Here is a 14,629-nt window from a genome sequence, read left to right as displayed (position 1 = left end):
ATGCGTAAAACGGAACTGTTGGCTTTTTTGCAAAATCAGACCGATTTTTTCGATCCGGATAACCTGAGCGACGTTTTTACCGCCAGCTGGCTGGCTCAGCGTTTCGCGATGCAAAGAAATACCGCCAGCCACTATCTCAATCAGCTGGTCGCCCAGGACGTGCTGGTGAAGATCAACACCCGGCCGGTCTATTTTCTGCATAAAAAAGCCTTCTGCCAGCAGTTCTTCCCCCTTTCCCGCAGCGAGTACGCCAGCATGGCGGAGCTGCTCGCGGAGAGTGACCGCCAGCCGGAACAGGCGGACCATTTTTCGTTGCTGACCGGGCATGACGGCAGCCTGCGTAAACCGATTGAGCAGATGAAAACCGCGCTGTTTTATCCCAACGGCGGCCTGCCGTTACTGATCGTCGGCGACAGCGGAACCGGCAAAAGCTATATGGCGGAGCTGATGCACGAGTTCGCGATCGCCCAGGGCCTGCTGGCGCCCGATGCGCCCTTTGTCAGCTTCAACTGCGCGCAATATGCCAGTAACCCGGAGCTGCTGGCCGCCAACCTGTTTGGCTATGTCAAAGGCGCGTTTACCGGCGCGCAGAGCGATAAAGCCGGGGCGTTCGAGGCGGCAAACGGCGGGATGCTGTTTCTCGACGAGGTCCATCGACTGGATGCTCAGGGGCAGGAGAAGCTCTTCACCTGGCTGGACCGCAAGGAGATCTACCGGGTGGGAGAGACCGCCCATGGCCTGCCGATTTCCCTGCGGCTGGTGTTTGCCACCACCGAAGATATTCACAGCACGTTTCTGACCACCTTTCTTCGTCGTATTCCGATCCTGGTCAGCTTGCCCGATCTTCAACAGCGTAGCCGCGAGGAGAAGGAGGCGCTAACGCTGCAGTTTTTCTGGCAGGAGGCGCGGACGCTTGCCGCCAGGCTGCAGCTCACGCCGCGGCTTTTGCAGGTTCTGACGCAGTACGTTTATCGAGGCAACGTCGGCGAGCTGAAGAATGTGGTGAAGTACGCCGTTGCATCGGCCTGGGCCAGGTCTCCGGGCAGCGAGATGCTGACCGTGACGCTGCACGATCTGCCGGAAAATATCATGGCGGCGACGCCGGCGCTCAGTGAAGCCATGGGCCAGAAGGAGCCGCTGCTTATCGAGCCGCAGACCAGCCTGGTCTGGCTGCTGCGGGCGCGCGATCCGGTTCAGGGGCTGATCCATGACGTTCAGTGTCGGATTCTGGCGCTGTATGAAGCAGTGCTAAATAAAAAAACGGTCTGGGAAGAGGCGCAAAGAAGCATGGGGGAGGAGATTGAAACCCTCTTCGATCGGCTGATCTTTGATAACCAGGATGCCAGTAGCTCGCAGATGTTGCTGCTGATCGCCCATCAGGTGCGGGAGGAGTATTATCGCCTGGAAAAACGCTTCAACATCCAGTTTAACGGCAACTGTCTCTACGCCCTGAGCCACTACCTGATCCATCGCTCCCGTCAGGCGGCGTCCACGATGAGCAATGAGAAAATCCGTCTTCTGGCGGATTTTCTGGCAAACAAATTCCCGCTGCTGTATCGCTTTTGCGAAGCGATCCTCGACGCGCTGGCGTTGAAGCTGGATATTGAGCCCCGGCGTATTGACCTGCTGTTGCTGGTACTATGGTTCCAGAAAAACGGCGCAATCAGCCAGCAGCAGGTGACCCGCGCGATTATTCTCGCTCACGGTTACGCCACCGCCAGCAGCATCGCCAGCGTGGCGAACCGCTTGCTGAAAAGCCCGCTGTTTGAGTCATTCGACATGCCGCTCGACGTGACGCCGGAGGCTATCGCTAATCAGGTGATGGCGTATATTGAGCGCCACGCGCTGGCGTCAGGGCTGATCATTCTGGTCGATATGGGATCGCTGAACGCTATTCACAGCCATTTTAATCGTCGCCTGAATACGCCGGTGGCGATTATTAACAATGTCTCCACCGGCATGGCGATGTACGTCGGGGAGCGGATTTTACACGGCGATATGCTGGAAGATATCGTCCGCGAGATCGGCGACGATCTGGCGGTTGAGCACCAGCTCTATTACCCGCAGACCGATAAACCGCGGGCGATTTTGACCACCTGCGCCACCGGCCTGGGCGCTGCGGCGAACCTTTCGGCGCTGTTAAAAGCCAGCATCCCTGAAGCGCTCGGCGTTGATATTGTGGCCTGCGATGTGGAGACCCTGGCCGACCCCGCGCGGCGGGAGCCGATGCTCAGCCGCTACGACGTGCTGGCGATCGTCGGCACCCTCGATCCGCATCTTGCCGATCTCCCGTGGATCTCGCTGGATTCGCTGATCTCGGGGGAGGGAAGCCGCCCGCTAATGCGTATCTTCGGCGAACTGGCGACAGCGGAGCAGGTCAGCGAGATCAACAACCTGATCCTGAAAAACTTCTCGCTGCGGCGGGTGATCGAGTCGGTGACGATCCTCGATACCGCGAAGGTGATCAACCAGGTTGAGCAGTTTTTGCTGCGCTATGAGCATTTGGCCGGGTACGAGGTGCCCAACGAACGTAAGGTGGCGCTGTATGTGCATATCAGCTGTCTGATAGAGCGGTTAATTCGCCACGCTTCCCCAACCCATTATGCGGGAAGGCAGTGTCCGGAGCGCGAGCTGGCGACGCTGCGCGAGGCCTTTAGTGTCATAGAGAGTGGATATAGTGTCAAAATCCCCGCCGTAGAACTGTACTACATTCACGATATTCTGACGCGGGAAACGGAATTTATTCAGGAAGATCAAGAGTTTTAACGCTTCTCTCCCTTTTGTCCTTACGTTAGCCGACGCGCCACTGTTTCTGGCACGTCGGTTGCAATTAAGAAAGCAGTGGAATGCGCTTTCGAGGTAAGGATGAAACGACACTATATTTTTGCCAGCCACGGCACCTTTGCTAACGGTTTGTTGAACTCTGTGGAGCTGATCCTCGGTAAACAGCCGGATATTCATACTCTGTGCGCCTATGTGGAAGAGGAGGTCGATCTGACGCAGCAGGTGGAGGCGCTGCTGGCGCGTTTCCCGGCGCAGGATGAGCTGATAGTGATTACGGATATTTTCGCCGGTAGCGTGAATAATGAGTTTGTGCGTTTTTTATCGCGCCCGCACTTCCATTTATTGTCCGGGTTAAATCTACCATTAATTATTGATCTGCTTATTTCTGCAGCGGAAGAGAATACCGAAAAATTAATTTCTGAAGCATTAATCAACGCCAAAGAGAGCATTCAGTACTGCAATCAGACTATTGCCGGGGCGATGACTATGGATAAAGACTTCTGAAATGAGGATGCATGATGATTACGTTATTAAGGGTTGACCATCGATTACTTCACGGCCAGGTAGCCTTTTCCTGGACCCAATATGTCGGCGCCGATTGTATTTTAATCGCCAACGACAGTGTCCCTGAGGATGAACTGCGGAAAACCACCATTAAGCTAGCTAAACCACCCTCGGTGAAGCTGGTGATTAAAAATATAAATGACTCAATTGAGGCGATAAAAAGCGGGGTTACCGATAAATATAATTTATTTATTGTTGTGGAATCGGTCAATGACGCCTGGCGTATTGCCAGCGCCGTCGAGGAAATTAAAAGTATTAATCTCGGCGGAATTAAAGCCAAAGAGGGCAGTAAAAATATCTCTAAGGCGATTAATTTATTGCCGGAGGAAATAGAGCAGTTGCAACAACTGGTGGGCAAAGGCGTCGAGGTGGAGATTCGCCAGGTCCCGAACGATCGCAAACAGCTTTTTACGGAATGCGTGTGATTCCGGAGGACAGATTATGGTAGAGGCTCTCTTACTGGGTCTGGTGGCGTTTATCGCGCAATCGGAATATGCCTTAGGGACGTCGCTGATTTCCCGGCCTATCGTCACCGGGCTACTGACCGGTCTGGTGCTGGGGGATGTGCAGACCGGCGTCATTATGGGCGCGACGCTGGAGCTGGCGTTTATCGGTTCGTTCTCCGTTGGCGCCTCGATCCCGCCCGACGTGGTGACCGGCGGTATTCTCGGCGTGGCGTTCGCCATCACCTCCGGCGCGGGCACGGAAACGGCGCTGTTGCTCGGCCTGCCTATCGCCACCCTGACCCTGATCCTGAAAAACGTTTATCTGGGGATGTTTATTCCGCTGCTCAGCCAGAAAGCGGACGGCTATGCGGAACGGGCGGATACGCGCGGCATTGAGCGGATGCATCTGATTGCCGGATTCGGCCTGTCGCTGATGCTTGCCACGGTGGTGACCGTCTCATTCCTGGTGGGCAGCAACGCGGTGAAATCCCTGCTCGATACGATCCCGGAATTTATTAAACACGGACTCAGCGTGGCCACCGGGATCATTCCGGCTCTCGGCTTCGCGATGCTCGCCAGGTTGCTGATTAACAAGAAGGTGGCGCCGTACTTTTTCCTCGGCTTTGTACTGATGGCCTATTTGAAAATCCCGGTGACCGGTATCGCCATTCTCGGCGCCATCGTGGCGGTGGTGATGGTTAATGTCACCGCATTGAGCGCACCTCGTACCACGACAGAACAAGGAGTCAGCGATGACGACGAAGATGATTTCTGAAGAGACCCTGCAGCCGCAGGAGCAGGAAGAAGCGCGAATTACGCCGCGTGATTTACGCCGGGTGTTCTGGCGCTCCTTCCAGATGGAGTTCTCGTGGAACTATGAGCGACAGATGAATCTCGCCTTTGTTTACGCGCTGATCCCGGTGCTGAAGAAGCTCTATCCGCGCAAAGAGGAGCTGGCCGGGGCGCTGAAACGCCATCTGGTGTTCTTCAATACCACGCCGCATATCGTCACCCTGCTGCTGGGGATCACGACGGCGATGGAGGAGAAAAACAGCCAGCAGAAAAATATGGATGCCAACGCGATTGATAACGTCAAAGCCTCGCTGATGGGGCCGCTGGCCGGGCTGGGAGACTCCTTCTTTTGGGGAACGCTGCGCCTGATCGCCACCGGCATCGGCACCAGCCTGGCGCTAAAGGGCAATATTCTCGGGCCGATCCTGTTTCTGCTGGTGTTTAACGTGCCGCACATTCTGGTGCGCTGGTGCTTTACCCGCTGGGGCTACGTGCTGGGCACCGGGGTGCTGCAGCGGATCCAGAAGAGCGGAATGATGGAGAGCCTGACCTACGGGGCGTCGATTATCGGCCTGATGGTGGTCGGGGCGATGACCGCCTCAATGATCGATATCACCATCCCTGTCTCCTTCGGGGCCGGGGAGGCCAAAACTCAGGTGCAGGACATCATCAACGACATTCTGCCCTGCATGCTGCCGCTGGTGAGTTTCGGCATCGTCTACTGGCTGCTGGGGCGGAAGGTTAAACCGCTCTCTATTATCGGCGGAATGGCGCTGGTGGGCATTCTGGGTTCGTGGATCGGATTGTTTTAACGGGAGTGAGCTATGCGACCAACAATGATGACCTATATCAGCGAAGAGCCGGCCTGTCTGGCGCAGATCCTGCGCGACTACCGGCACAAGCTGGCGGCGATTGAGACCTTCGCCCGCCAGCAGCCGGTGCGGCGTATTTTGCTGCTGGCGACCGGATCGTCGCTGAATGCCGCGCTTTGCGCGCGCTATTTCTTTGAACAACGCTTTGACGTGCTGGTGGACATTAAAGAGCCGTACAACTTTACCCATTACGAAACTATCGACCCGCATACCGATCTGGTGGTGGCGATTTCCCAGAGCGGAAAAAGCGCGTCGACGCTGGAGGCGATGCGTAAGGTACAGGCCTCAGGACTGCCGGTATTTGCCCTGACCTCCGATCCGCAAAGCCCGACCGGGCGGGCCTGCGATGGCGTTCTGGATATCAATACCGGGATCGAGAGCGTAGGGTTTGTCACCCGCGGCTTTAGCGCGACAGTGCTCAATCTGCTGCTGATAGCGCTGATGATTGCTCGCAGCCAGGGGAAGGCCAGTGAAGCCGAGGAGCAGCACTATCTTGCCGAATTCCAGCGACTGGCGGCGGCGATCCCGGAGGTCATCGCCCGCACTTCGCGCTTTATCGACCGGCATAGCGAAACGCTGCGGCGCGGCGAGCGCTTTGTCGCCACCGGCTATGGCGCGCTGGTTGGCGTGGCGAAAGAGTTCGAAACCAAATTTACCGAGACGGTGCGGGTACCTTCCAGCGGCTTTGAGCTGGAAGCCTATATGCACGGCCCCTATCTGGAAGCCAATGCCCGCCATGTGATGCTGTTTATGGAAGACTCGCCGGACGCGCGAACCCGGGCGCTGCGCGACTATATGGCGCCGTCCATTGCCCGCGCCTTTACCCTGACGCTGGGGGACGAAGAGGATGAACAAACGCTGGCGCTTAACTGCCCGTGCGAGCATCACCTGGCGCCGCTGCTGCTGATTGTCCCAGTGCAGATGCTCGCCTGGCATACCGCTGGGCTAAAAGGCATCGATCTGGCGATACGTATTTTCGACGATTTTGACCGCGTATTAAAAAGTAAAATCTGATTATTCAGGAGAAAACTATGTTGGGTTTTAATCAGGACGAGTACCTGACCAGTGCTCGCGAGATCATCGCTGCGCGTAAACAGGCTGAAACCGTGGCTGACGCTATTTATGACAGCGGCTGCAGCGCGTTATTTTTCGCCTCGGTAGGCGGTTCTTTAGCTCCGATGATGGCAATTAATGAGTTTGCCAAAGAATTAACCAGCGTGCCGGTTTATCTTGAGCAGGCGGCGGAATTAATTCATCGCGGGCATAAAAAATTAAATAAAGAGGCGGTGGTGGTGACGTTATCCAAATCCGGCGATACCAAAGAGTCGGTGGCCATTGCCGAATGGTGCAAGGCGCAGGGGATACGCGTGGTAGCCATTACCCGTCATGCCGATTCGCCATTGGCTGCCGCCGCCAGCTGGCATATTCCGATGTGCCACAAAAATGGCGTGGAATATGAATATATGCTGCTGTACTGGTTATTCTTCCGTGTCATTTATCGTCACGGCGAGTTTGCGGATTATGCGCGTTTTGCCAGCCAGCTCGAGTTGCTGCCGGAAAATCTTCTGCAGGCCAAACGCCAGTTCGATCCCCAGGCGGACAGCATTGCCGCGCAGTACCATGACAGCGACTATATGATGTGGATTGGCGGCGCGGAAATGTGGGGTGAGGTCTACCTGTTCTCGATGTGTATTCTCGAAGAGATGCAGTGGAAGCGGACCAAGTCGGTAAGCTCGGCTGAATTTTTCCACGGCACTCTGGAGCTGCTGGAAAAAGAGGTCCCGCTGTTTCTGGTGAAGGGCGAGGGGAAATGCCGGGCGCTGGACGAGCGCGTCGAACGCTTTGCCGAAAAGATAACTGACCATCTGGTGGTGATCGACCCGCGCGACTATCCGCTGAACGGCATTGATGATGCGTTCCGCTGGATTATGGCGCCGTGCGTGGTGTCCACTCTGCTGGTGGACCGGCTGGCGGCCCACTTTGAGCACCATACCGGCCACGACCTGAATATCCGCCGTTATTACCGGCAGTTTGATTACTAAATCTTGCCTATGGCGGCCAGTCAAACTGGCCGCTCCGCTATTCTCCGAGGCGCTTCCCAGAAAATCATCGTCAAAACCAACCGGTTAAAAACCGGTGGTAGAGTCCGGCTTTCCTTCTCTTTCAGGCAAGCGGATGGCCATGAAAAAACGAATAACCGCCACGCCGCATGATGCGGTGTTTAAACGATTTCTTCGCCACCCGGAGACGGCGAATGATTTTCTCATGCTCTATCTTCCCGAAGCGATCCGCCAGCGGTGCGATTTCGCTACTCTGAGGCTGCAATCGGCGAGCTTTATCGATGAGGATCTACGCGCCTGGTATTCGGACGTGCTGTGGTCGGTGCAAACCACCTGCGGGGAGGGATATATTTACGTGGTGATAGAGCATCAGAGCTCGCCGGATAATCATATGGCTTTTCGTCTAATGCGCTATGCGATTGCCGCGATGCAGCGACACCTCGACGCCGGGCACAAAACGCTGCCGCTGGTGGTGCCGATGCTTTTTTATCATGGCGCAACCAGTCCGTATCCTTTTTCCCTCAACTGGCTGGATGAATTTGCCGACCCGCAGCTGGCGAAGAGGCTGTACGGCAGTCAGTTTCCATTGATCGACGTCACGGTCATGCCGGACGATGAAATCGTGCAGCATCGGCGGGTCGCCCTGCTGGAGCTGATGCAAAAGCATATTCGCCAGCGCGATCTCAGCGGCATAACGGAGTCGTTGGCGGCCGTGGTGATACTGGGATACACTAATCCCCGGCAGTTGAGAATGCTGTTTCACTATATGCTGCAGTACGGTAACACGGCCGAGCCGGGCGTGTTTCTCCGCCGGCTGGCCCGCCGTCTGCCACAGTATGAGGAGACATTGATGTCTATCGCGCAAAAGCTTAAGCAGGAAGGTCGGCATGAGGGCCGACAGGAGGGGCGCCTGGAAGGGCGCCTTGAGGGCTTACAGGAAGGGAGCCGGCGTGAGGCGCTGCGCATTGCCGGCAGCATGTTACAGAATGGCCTCGACAAAGAGACGGTACAGAAAATTACCGGACTGTCGGCTGACGACCTCAAGCCGCTGTATTGTTAACACCCTGCCACGGAAACCGTTGCCCGGCGCCAATATCCGCCGGGCAAGGTGGCTTTAACCTTCGCTTTTCACCACTTTGATCTCCACCATACCGATCCCCAGCTGACGCGGGGAGTGGCCGAGGATATTGCCCTCGTTGGTGGACTGCGGGTCCGGCGGAGTGATGGTCAGCGTATTGCTGCGCGTTGGGTTGTCGAAATGCAGCGTCGTGGTGGTCACATCATTGACCAGTGTAAGTACTTGCTCACTTTGACCAACCCGCACCGGGATCGGCTTATTGGCATTGGGACCGTAGGCTTTGGCGGTGATCACCAGATCAAATTTCTCCGGCAGCGGCTCTTTATATTCAATCTTCACGTCGCTGCCCAACTGGGCATTGGACCACCGACCCCAGGACTCGGGGCGCGAAATGCCGCTAAACTGTTTCACCTCTTCCGGCGCGCCGGCAACGTTAAACACGAAGCTGTCGGCCTTATAGCGAATATCGTTGTCGACAACTTTCAGCGTATCGACGTTGCCCTTATAGCGCTCCATATCGATAAGGGTGTCCCTGAAGGCGGTCTTACCTTGCCACTGTGGCTTATCAACGTGCTGGACCTTCTGCTCACCCCCCAGCTGTCCCTGCGAGACGCACCAGTCGGTGGAGAGCGCCAGCTCAGGAGACCACAGCTGGCCCATTTTATAGCAGCGATCGACCCACACGAAATTATCCCGCGGCGCGAAATCGGCCAGTTGGAAGCGCAGCGGCGCCGAGTATTCGCTCTCCGGCAGCGGTTCAACGCGCTGGTTCGACACCCGGAGCAGCAGCGGCAGACGGAAATGGCTGCCGGAAAAGGCGATCATGTTCTTCTGCGAGTCGATGGTGAAATTTTTCATCTCTTTCGGGAAGTTCCACAGGCGGATCACGTCGGGTTTCCAGGCCAGGACCTTCTCTTTCATATTCATGAAAATACCGGAGAGCGACTGGCCAGAGAGACTGCTGCGCCCGAGGCCGATATAGTTATCGCCACCGAGAATATCCAGCACCGTCGCGCCGTTATCCATGGTGTTGCGTTTCACCGCCAGGGTCTCCTGCTGCGGCCGATCGCCGCGCAGGACAAAGAACAAATTGCTGCGATCGTGCTTGTTGAGGTAATCCCAGGCGCTGTTCTTCATGGCCAGGTGATCGGAAGAGACCACGATGACCGTGTTTTTGAAATAGGGAGAGGCTTTGATCTTCTCGATCAGCGCGGCGATATGTTCCTGGCTGCAACTAACGGCGCTGAAGGAGAGATTTTTCTTGCCGTCCACGTCATAGCGTTTACGCTCGCAGGTACGCGAGATAAAGCCGTCGGGATGGTGAGTGTCCACCGTCAGGGCGAACAGTGAAAAGCGTTTTCCGGACTGCGACAGTTCTTCGAATTTTTTCCACGTCTCGTCGAGTACCGTGTCGTCATAGAAGCCCCAGTCGTTGCGGTAGGTTGGATCGGCTACCGTGGTTTTGAGCTCTTCCGCCCCGAACAGGTGATCGAAGCCGTGGGATTTGAGAAACACGTCTTTGCCGGCAAAGCGCAGGTTAGCTCCCTGCACAAAATAGTTTTCGTAACCGGAGTTTTTCAGGATATCGCCAAGGCAGATATTCTGCGGAAAGAAGCTGGAGACCGAGGCCGAAGCGTTGCCTTCAAACGGGGCAAACAGCGGAATGCCACACTGTGATGCGACCATGCCGGCGATGGTGTAATCGGTCCCCGGCAGCTGCATAGTATTGCTGAAATCAATGCCCTCATCTTTTATTCTGCCAAGCTCAGGGGTGAGGTTGGGGAAAGCATCGTTATCAAAATAGGTGCGCTCAAGGCTTTCGCCATAGATATAGACCAGATTCAGCTGCGGATTGTCGATACGCTTCGACGGTTCTTTGTAGTACGCGGCAAAGTCCGGATCTCCTTCCCGCGACTGCGATTTCACCAGCTCGCTGATTTGATGGAAGGCCGGGCTGGCGTCGACCGAAGCCAGCGCCAGCAGCAGCGCCGCCAGGCTGTAGCCGACGTGATGAGGATGATGCCGACGGCGGCGCAGCACCCATCCCAGGGCGCCAAAGACGGCAACCAGCGCGACGGCCACGCCGACGCCCGGCAGAATGTATTTGCCGATCCCGGCGCCGGTCAGGCTGTTGGTCAGAGTGTAGAGTACCGCGTCGTTGATGCCGTCGCCGGTAAAGTAGTCGCTGGCGTAGAGGGTGATATTCAGCACCACGAACAGACCTAACACCGTGAGCGTGGCGGCAAACCACCAGGTGTTACGACCCGCTTTCCAGGCATAAAGCACCACCGAAGCTAAAAATAAGGCGATGGATAACAACTCTGACACAGCTCATCCTCATTAACGCCAGTTATCGGCTGGCAGAACAGATTACTTTTCAAGCCACACTGTAATTGCAGCGCCATCTTGCTGCAATTCTAGCGTCATGAAAGTGTGCAGTTATTCAGAATTGGTTTAGAAGTTGCCTTTTTTGATCGGCGTCGCAACGGGCGGGGCGGGGAAGCGCAAGGAGAAAAAGGCGAAAAAAGCCGTTTCAGGCCGCGCTGCCGTCGCGAAGGCGACAAACGCGGCATTGGCCCTCTGCGTCAGGAGAGAAAGTTAACGCCCTGTTTTAAGACCAGATCGCAGGCTTTGGTTTTCACCTGTTTCGCCAGCGAACTGTTGCCGAGGGTATTCAGGTCAAGCTGCTGGCCATTATTGCTGTTGAGCAGCCCCTGTAGGCCATCAAGATAGCTGGTGTCCTGTTTTTGTTTTTCCGGCGTGCTGAGCCCCAGCTTATCCAGCACCTGGTTTTTGACGTTATCAGCGCTGGTCGCCGAGGCGAGCTTCTGTTTGGCGCAATATGACATGATCCCGGCGGCGTTATTCATGCTGCTGGCGGTCAGCGACTGGCTGCTGCCGTTGAGCAGGCTGGTCAGAGAGGAGATGGACATTCCGCCGCCGCTGGCCTGGGTGCTGCTGCCGCTGAGCTGGCTGGCGGCGCTGTTGAGAGAATCCTGCCAGGAGGCGGCGTGGGCGCCGGAGAGGGTAAATGCGCTGAGGGTAAGCGCGGCAAGCAAGCCATTTTTTAACGATTTCATAGACGGACTCATAAGCGTGACTGAAGAATCGCTTTAGTATAACGCCGTCGTCGTCCGGAAATCTCTTAATACTCCTTGCCGGTGACGCGGTGCCGGTAACTTTCCCAGTTGAAGATAACCCACAGGCTGTTGCCCAGGCGCATACGGTCCATCACCCGTTCGCCGAGCAGCTTATTCATCTCTTCCATATTACTGTTGGTCAGCATACCGGTGGGCCGTTTGGATGAAGATCGGCGGTCAACGATCTGATTGATAATGACCTTTTCATAGCGAGACTCTGTCTGCATACCAATTTCATCAATGACCAGAAGATCGACCTTGCTGAGGTCGCTCAGTAACTGCTCTTCGCTCGTCTCCCGGTTGCCGAAGGTATCTTTCATCGCCGACATAATATCGGCCACGGTGATGATTAAGACCGACTTCCCGCGCAGCAGCAGTTCGTTGCAGATAGCCGCCGCGAGGTGGTTTTTGCCGGTGCCCGGTTTGCCGGAGAAGATAAAGCTGGCGATATTGCCATCGAACTCCTCCACGTACTGACGCGCGCGGGCGAGGGCGTTCATCTGCCCCTCGCACTCGACGCGATAGTTATCAAAGGAGCAGTTCTGATGAAGGGGGCGGATCCCCGAGCGGTTAAAGGTGCGCTGCATTTTCATCGCGCGGTTCTCCCGCTCCAGCGCTTCGGAACGCAGCTTGCCTTGCTCTTTTTGCCAGGCCAGCAGCTCTTCGCCGGTTTTAAACGCCGGTTCGATATGAGCCGGCATCATTTTCTGCAGGCGCTTCATCAGATCGCCAACGTTTTTCATGCTCATCCTCGGAAACCTCGCGGAATATGACTGTCGGGTTCGCTAACGCTGTTCACATCGCGCTTCGGCTGCCCGCCGTTGCTGGCGCGGCTGATTTGCACGCTGCGAGCCAGTTTCTGCTGCCACTGCACGTGGTGAAACACTTTACCTTCCGCCTGCCAGTAAGCGACGAAAGCGGCCAGCTCTTCCGGGGTGACCGGCTGGCTCAGCGCGATGCCCCACAGCGCGGCCAGACGCTGAAAGTCTGCGTCCGGCTGCCAGGCCGCATACATGGCAAATTTGCCCATCGGCACCGCAACCGGCGCCGCGGCGGGCTCGTCGAAAAACTGCGGGTCAAGCGCGATGTCGCTGCCGGGGCGCGCCAGCCTGGCTTCCAGCTCCAGCAGCTGCGCCAGCCGGGCTGGGGTCAGCGCATAGAACGCCGGGGCGTTGTTGGCAAAAACGGCGACGGTGCCGTCAGTCGATTTCGCCAGCAGCGCCGCGTGCTGCTGGAGGAACTCTTCCAGGCCGCTAAAATGGGAGGTTAAAATTCGCGAAGACATAACTCTATCTCAACTCTGAACTGCAAAGAGTGGGGTGATCTGCACATAGTAGCACAGAGCCCGTCGCGGAAGGAGCGTCGCGGCTCTACCGCGACGCCGGGGTTAGACGCGAGGGCGCTTACGATACAGCCACAGACCGGGTATCGACAGGCCAATGGAGAGGGCGCCCACGATCGAAGAGGCCTTTAAAAAATTGCTCAGCAGCAAAATCATCATCTCTTCAGAATAGCCAAAATGGCTGATTTTTACCGCGGAGATCATCGCGGTGTAAGCGGAAATACCGGGAAACATCGGGATCACGGCGGCGACGGTAAAAATCTTCGGATGCGCCAGATACCAGCGCGACCACTGGATGCCGATGCAGCCCACCAGCAGGGCGGCGAGAAATGTGGCCCATTCAATGTTAAAACCAGCGCTCATCATGACCATGCGCGAACCATGGCCGATGGCTCCCAGCAGCGCGCACCAGCGCAGGGCGCGCTGCGGGACATTAAAGACCATCGCAAACCCGACGGCAGGGATCGCCGCCAGCAGCATGTCTTCCGCCAGCGCGAAAATAAACGAAATTATGCCCATCCCCGCAGCCCCCATACGGTCATTGCCATCACTACGCCAATGCAGGTGGCAAGGGTTAACAGGCTGGCGATCGCCCAGCGGGCGAGGCCAGTATTTATATGCCCTTTAAACATATCGGCGACGGCATTGATCAGCGGAAAGCCCGGGACCAGCAGCAGGACGCTGGCGGCCATGGCAATGGTCGGGGTGCTGGCAAAGGTCGGGAGGCGCAGCAGCAGCCCGGAGATCGTGGTGGCCACAAAGGCGGTGATGCAGAAGTTGATCTGCGGATGCATAGAACGGTGGGTCAGCACCTGGCGAATGTACATGGCCACCGTGCTGGCGCAGAAGCTGACCAGCGCTCCATCCCAGCCGCCGTTATTCAGTTTACAGAAACAAGCGCAGGAGAGGCCCACCATGATCACCAGCAACCAGCGGGGATAGCGCAGGGGCCTAATCTGCGCGAAGCGCTTCTCGACGTCGCGATAGTCCAGCAGCTTATGCTCGGCGAGGATCACGATATGCTGCACTTCCGTCACCACATGCATATTAATGCCGCGGTCGACATTCTTACGCGTTGAGGTAAGACATTCGCCATCCTTAATGGTGGTCAGGACGATAGCGTTGGAGGAGATGGCGCTTTCGACGCTGTCCATCCCCAGCGCCAGCCCGAGACGGGTTGAAAGCTCTTCCACCAGCGCGCTTTCGGCGCCGTGCTGTAACAAAAAAAGACCACACTGGATGCATAATCGTGTGATTGCCCGCTGCTGTGCCCGATCAACCTGCATATTTCCTCTGCTGTCCGCGACGCCTGGTATCTGTCGATACTTTAACCTGAAGCGCCGGGGCGGCTGAGGGGGGTGGGATCAAATAATGTGCAAAAATCTCCCGTCCGCCGGGGTGGCGGAATTTGAAGCGTCCCACACTTTTGCCAGTTTGGTGAAAAGTGCAATTTTTGTCGCCATTCATCCCTTCTTTTTCCCGTCTGACTTATCAAAAATGCAGGAAAGCACTTTTATTAAACAAAAATTATACAAATAATTAACCCTGCAA

At 56.4% G+C, this 14,629-nt stretch carries 14 protein-coding genes; 8 read left to right on the top strand and 6 right to left on the bottom strand.

The features are described from left to right. The 8 genes from LGM20_RS22160 to LGM20_RS22125 all read left to right on the top strand — a co-directional run bounded on the left by LGM20_RS22160 (position 1) and on the right by LGM20_RS22125 (position 8,578). Positions 1-2,766: a sigma 54-interacting transcriptional regulator gene (locus LGM20_RS22160; protein WP_044525294.1), complete on the top strand. Its 2,766-nt coding sequence runs from the start codon at positions 1-3 to the stop codon at positions 2,764-2,766. A gap of 99 nt (positions 2,767-2,865) precedes the next feature. Further along, positions 2,866-3,288, top strand: coding sequence for a PTS sugar transporter subunit IIA (locus tag LGM20_RS22155; RefSeq protein WP_044525295.1), 423 nt, complete (start codon positions 2,866-2,868; stop codon positions 3,286-3,288). A 14-nt stretch (positions 3,289-3,302) separates the two neighbouring features. Continuing rightward, positions 3,303-3,773 carry a PTS sugar transporter subunit IIB gene (locus tag LGM20_RS22150; RefSeq protein WP_023319678.1) on the top strand — a complete coding sequence of 157 codons (471 nt, stop codon included), beginning with the start codon at positions 3,303-3,305 and terminating at the stop codon, positions 3,771-3,773. Positions 3,774-3,789: 16 nt separating this feature from the next. Next, positions 3,790-4,569, top strand: coding sequence for a PTS mannose/fructose/sorbose/N-acetylgalactosamine transporter subunit IIC (locus LGM20_RS22145; protein WP_023291868.1), 780 nt, complete (start codon positions 3,790-3,792; stop codon positions 4,567-4,569). Beyond that, positions 4,547-5,398, top strand: coding sequence for a PTS system mannose/fructose/sorbose family transporter subunit IID (locus LGM20_RS22140; RefSeq protein WP_023291869.1), 852 nt, complete (start codon positions 4,547-4,549; stop codon positions 5,396-5,398). Before LGM20_RS22145 ends, LGM20_RS22140 begins: the two co-directional genes overlap by 23 nt. A gap of 12 nt (positions 5,399-5,410) precedes the next feature. Continuing rightward, the gene (locus tag LGM20_RS22135; RefSeq protein WP_044525296.1) at positions 5,411-6,472 is read left to right on the top strand and encodes an SIS domain-containing protein; all 1,062 of its coding nucleotides are present in this window, start codon (positions 5,411-5,413) and stop codon (positions 6,470-6,472) included. Between the two features lie 17 nt (positions 6,473-6,489). Beyond that, a complete protein-coding gene (locus LGM20_RS22130; RefSeq protein WP_044525297.1) occupies positions 6,490-7,500 on the top strand; it encodes an SIS domain-containing protein in 1,011 nt (336 codons plus the stop codon). Positions 7,501-7,633: 133 nt separating this feature from the next. Continuing rightward, positions 7,634-8,578: an Rpn family recombination-promoting nuclease/putative transposase gene (locus LGM20_RS22125; protein WP_162823533.1), complete on the top strand. Its 945-nt coding sequence runs from the start codon at positions 7,634-7,636 to the stop codon at positions 8,576-8,578. A 54-nt stretch (positions 8,579-8,632) separates the two neighbouring features. Here LGM20_RS22125 and opgB read toward each other — a convergent pair whose 3' ends face one another. The 6 genes from opgB to LGM20_RS22095 form a co-directional block, all read right to left on the bottom strand. Continuing rightward, on the bottom strand, positions 8,633-10,924 hold the full coding sequence (gene opgB, locus LGM20_RS22120) for a phosphatidylglycerol--membrane-oligosaccharide glycerophosphotransferase (RefSeq protein WP_023291873.1): 2,292 nt from the start codon (positions 10,922-10,924) through the stop codon (positions 8,633-8,635). A 257-nt stretch (positions 10,925-11,181) separates the two neighbouring features. Beyond that, positions 11,182-11,676: a YjjA family protein gene (locus tag LGM20_RS22115; RefSeq protein ID WP_023291874.1), complete on the bottom strand. Its 495-nt coding sequence runs from the start codon at positions 11,674-11,676 to the stop codon at positions 11,182-11,184. Positions 11,677-11,741: 65 nt separating this feature from the next. Beyond that, positions 11,742-12,479: a DNA replication protein DnaC gene (dnaC, locus tag LGM20_RS22110; protein ID WP_025999144.1), complete on the bottom strand. Its 738-nt coding sequence runs from the start codon at positions 12,477-12,479 to the stop codon at positions 11,742-11,744. A gap of 2 nt (positions 12,480-12,481) precedes the next feature. After that, positions 12,482-13,021 (bottom strand): primosomal protein DnaT, encoded by a 540-nt coding sequence (gene dnaT / locus LGM20_RS22105; protein ID WP_032454787.1) that lies wholly within the window; start codon positions 13,019-13,021, stop codon positions 12,482-12,484. Positions 13,022-13,123: 102 nt separating this feature from the next. Then, a complete protein-coding gene (locus LGM20_RS22100) occupies positions 13,124-13,597 on the bottom strand; it encodes a threonine/serine exporter (RefSeq protein WP_004886472.1) in 474 nt (157 codons plus the stop codon). Beyond that, entirely contained in the window at positions 13,588-14,364 is a 777-nt protein-coding gene (locus tag LGM20_RS22095; protein ID WP_004886474.1) for a threonine/serine exporter family protein, read from the bottom strand. The genes LGM20_RS22100 and LGM20_RS22095 overlap by 10 nt, the downstream gene beginning before the upstream one ends. Positions 14,365-14,629: the final 265 nt, after the last annotated feature.

The organism is Klebsiella quasipneumoniae subsp. quasipneumoniae, assembly GCF_020525925.1.
In the GTDB taxonomy this organism is placed as follows: Bacteria; Pseudomonadota; Gammaproteobacteria; order Enterobacterales; family Enterobacteriaceae; genus Klebsiella; species Klebsiella quasipneumoniae.
This window is presented reverse-complemented; position numbering and strand designations above follow the sequence as displayed.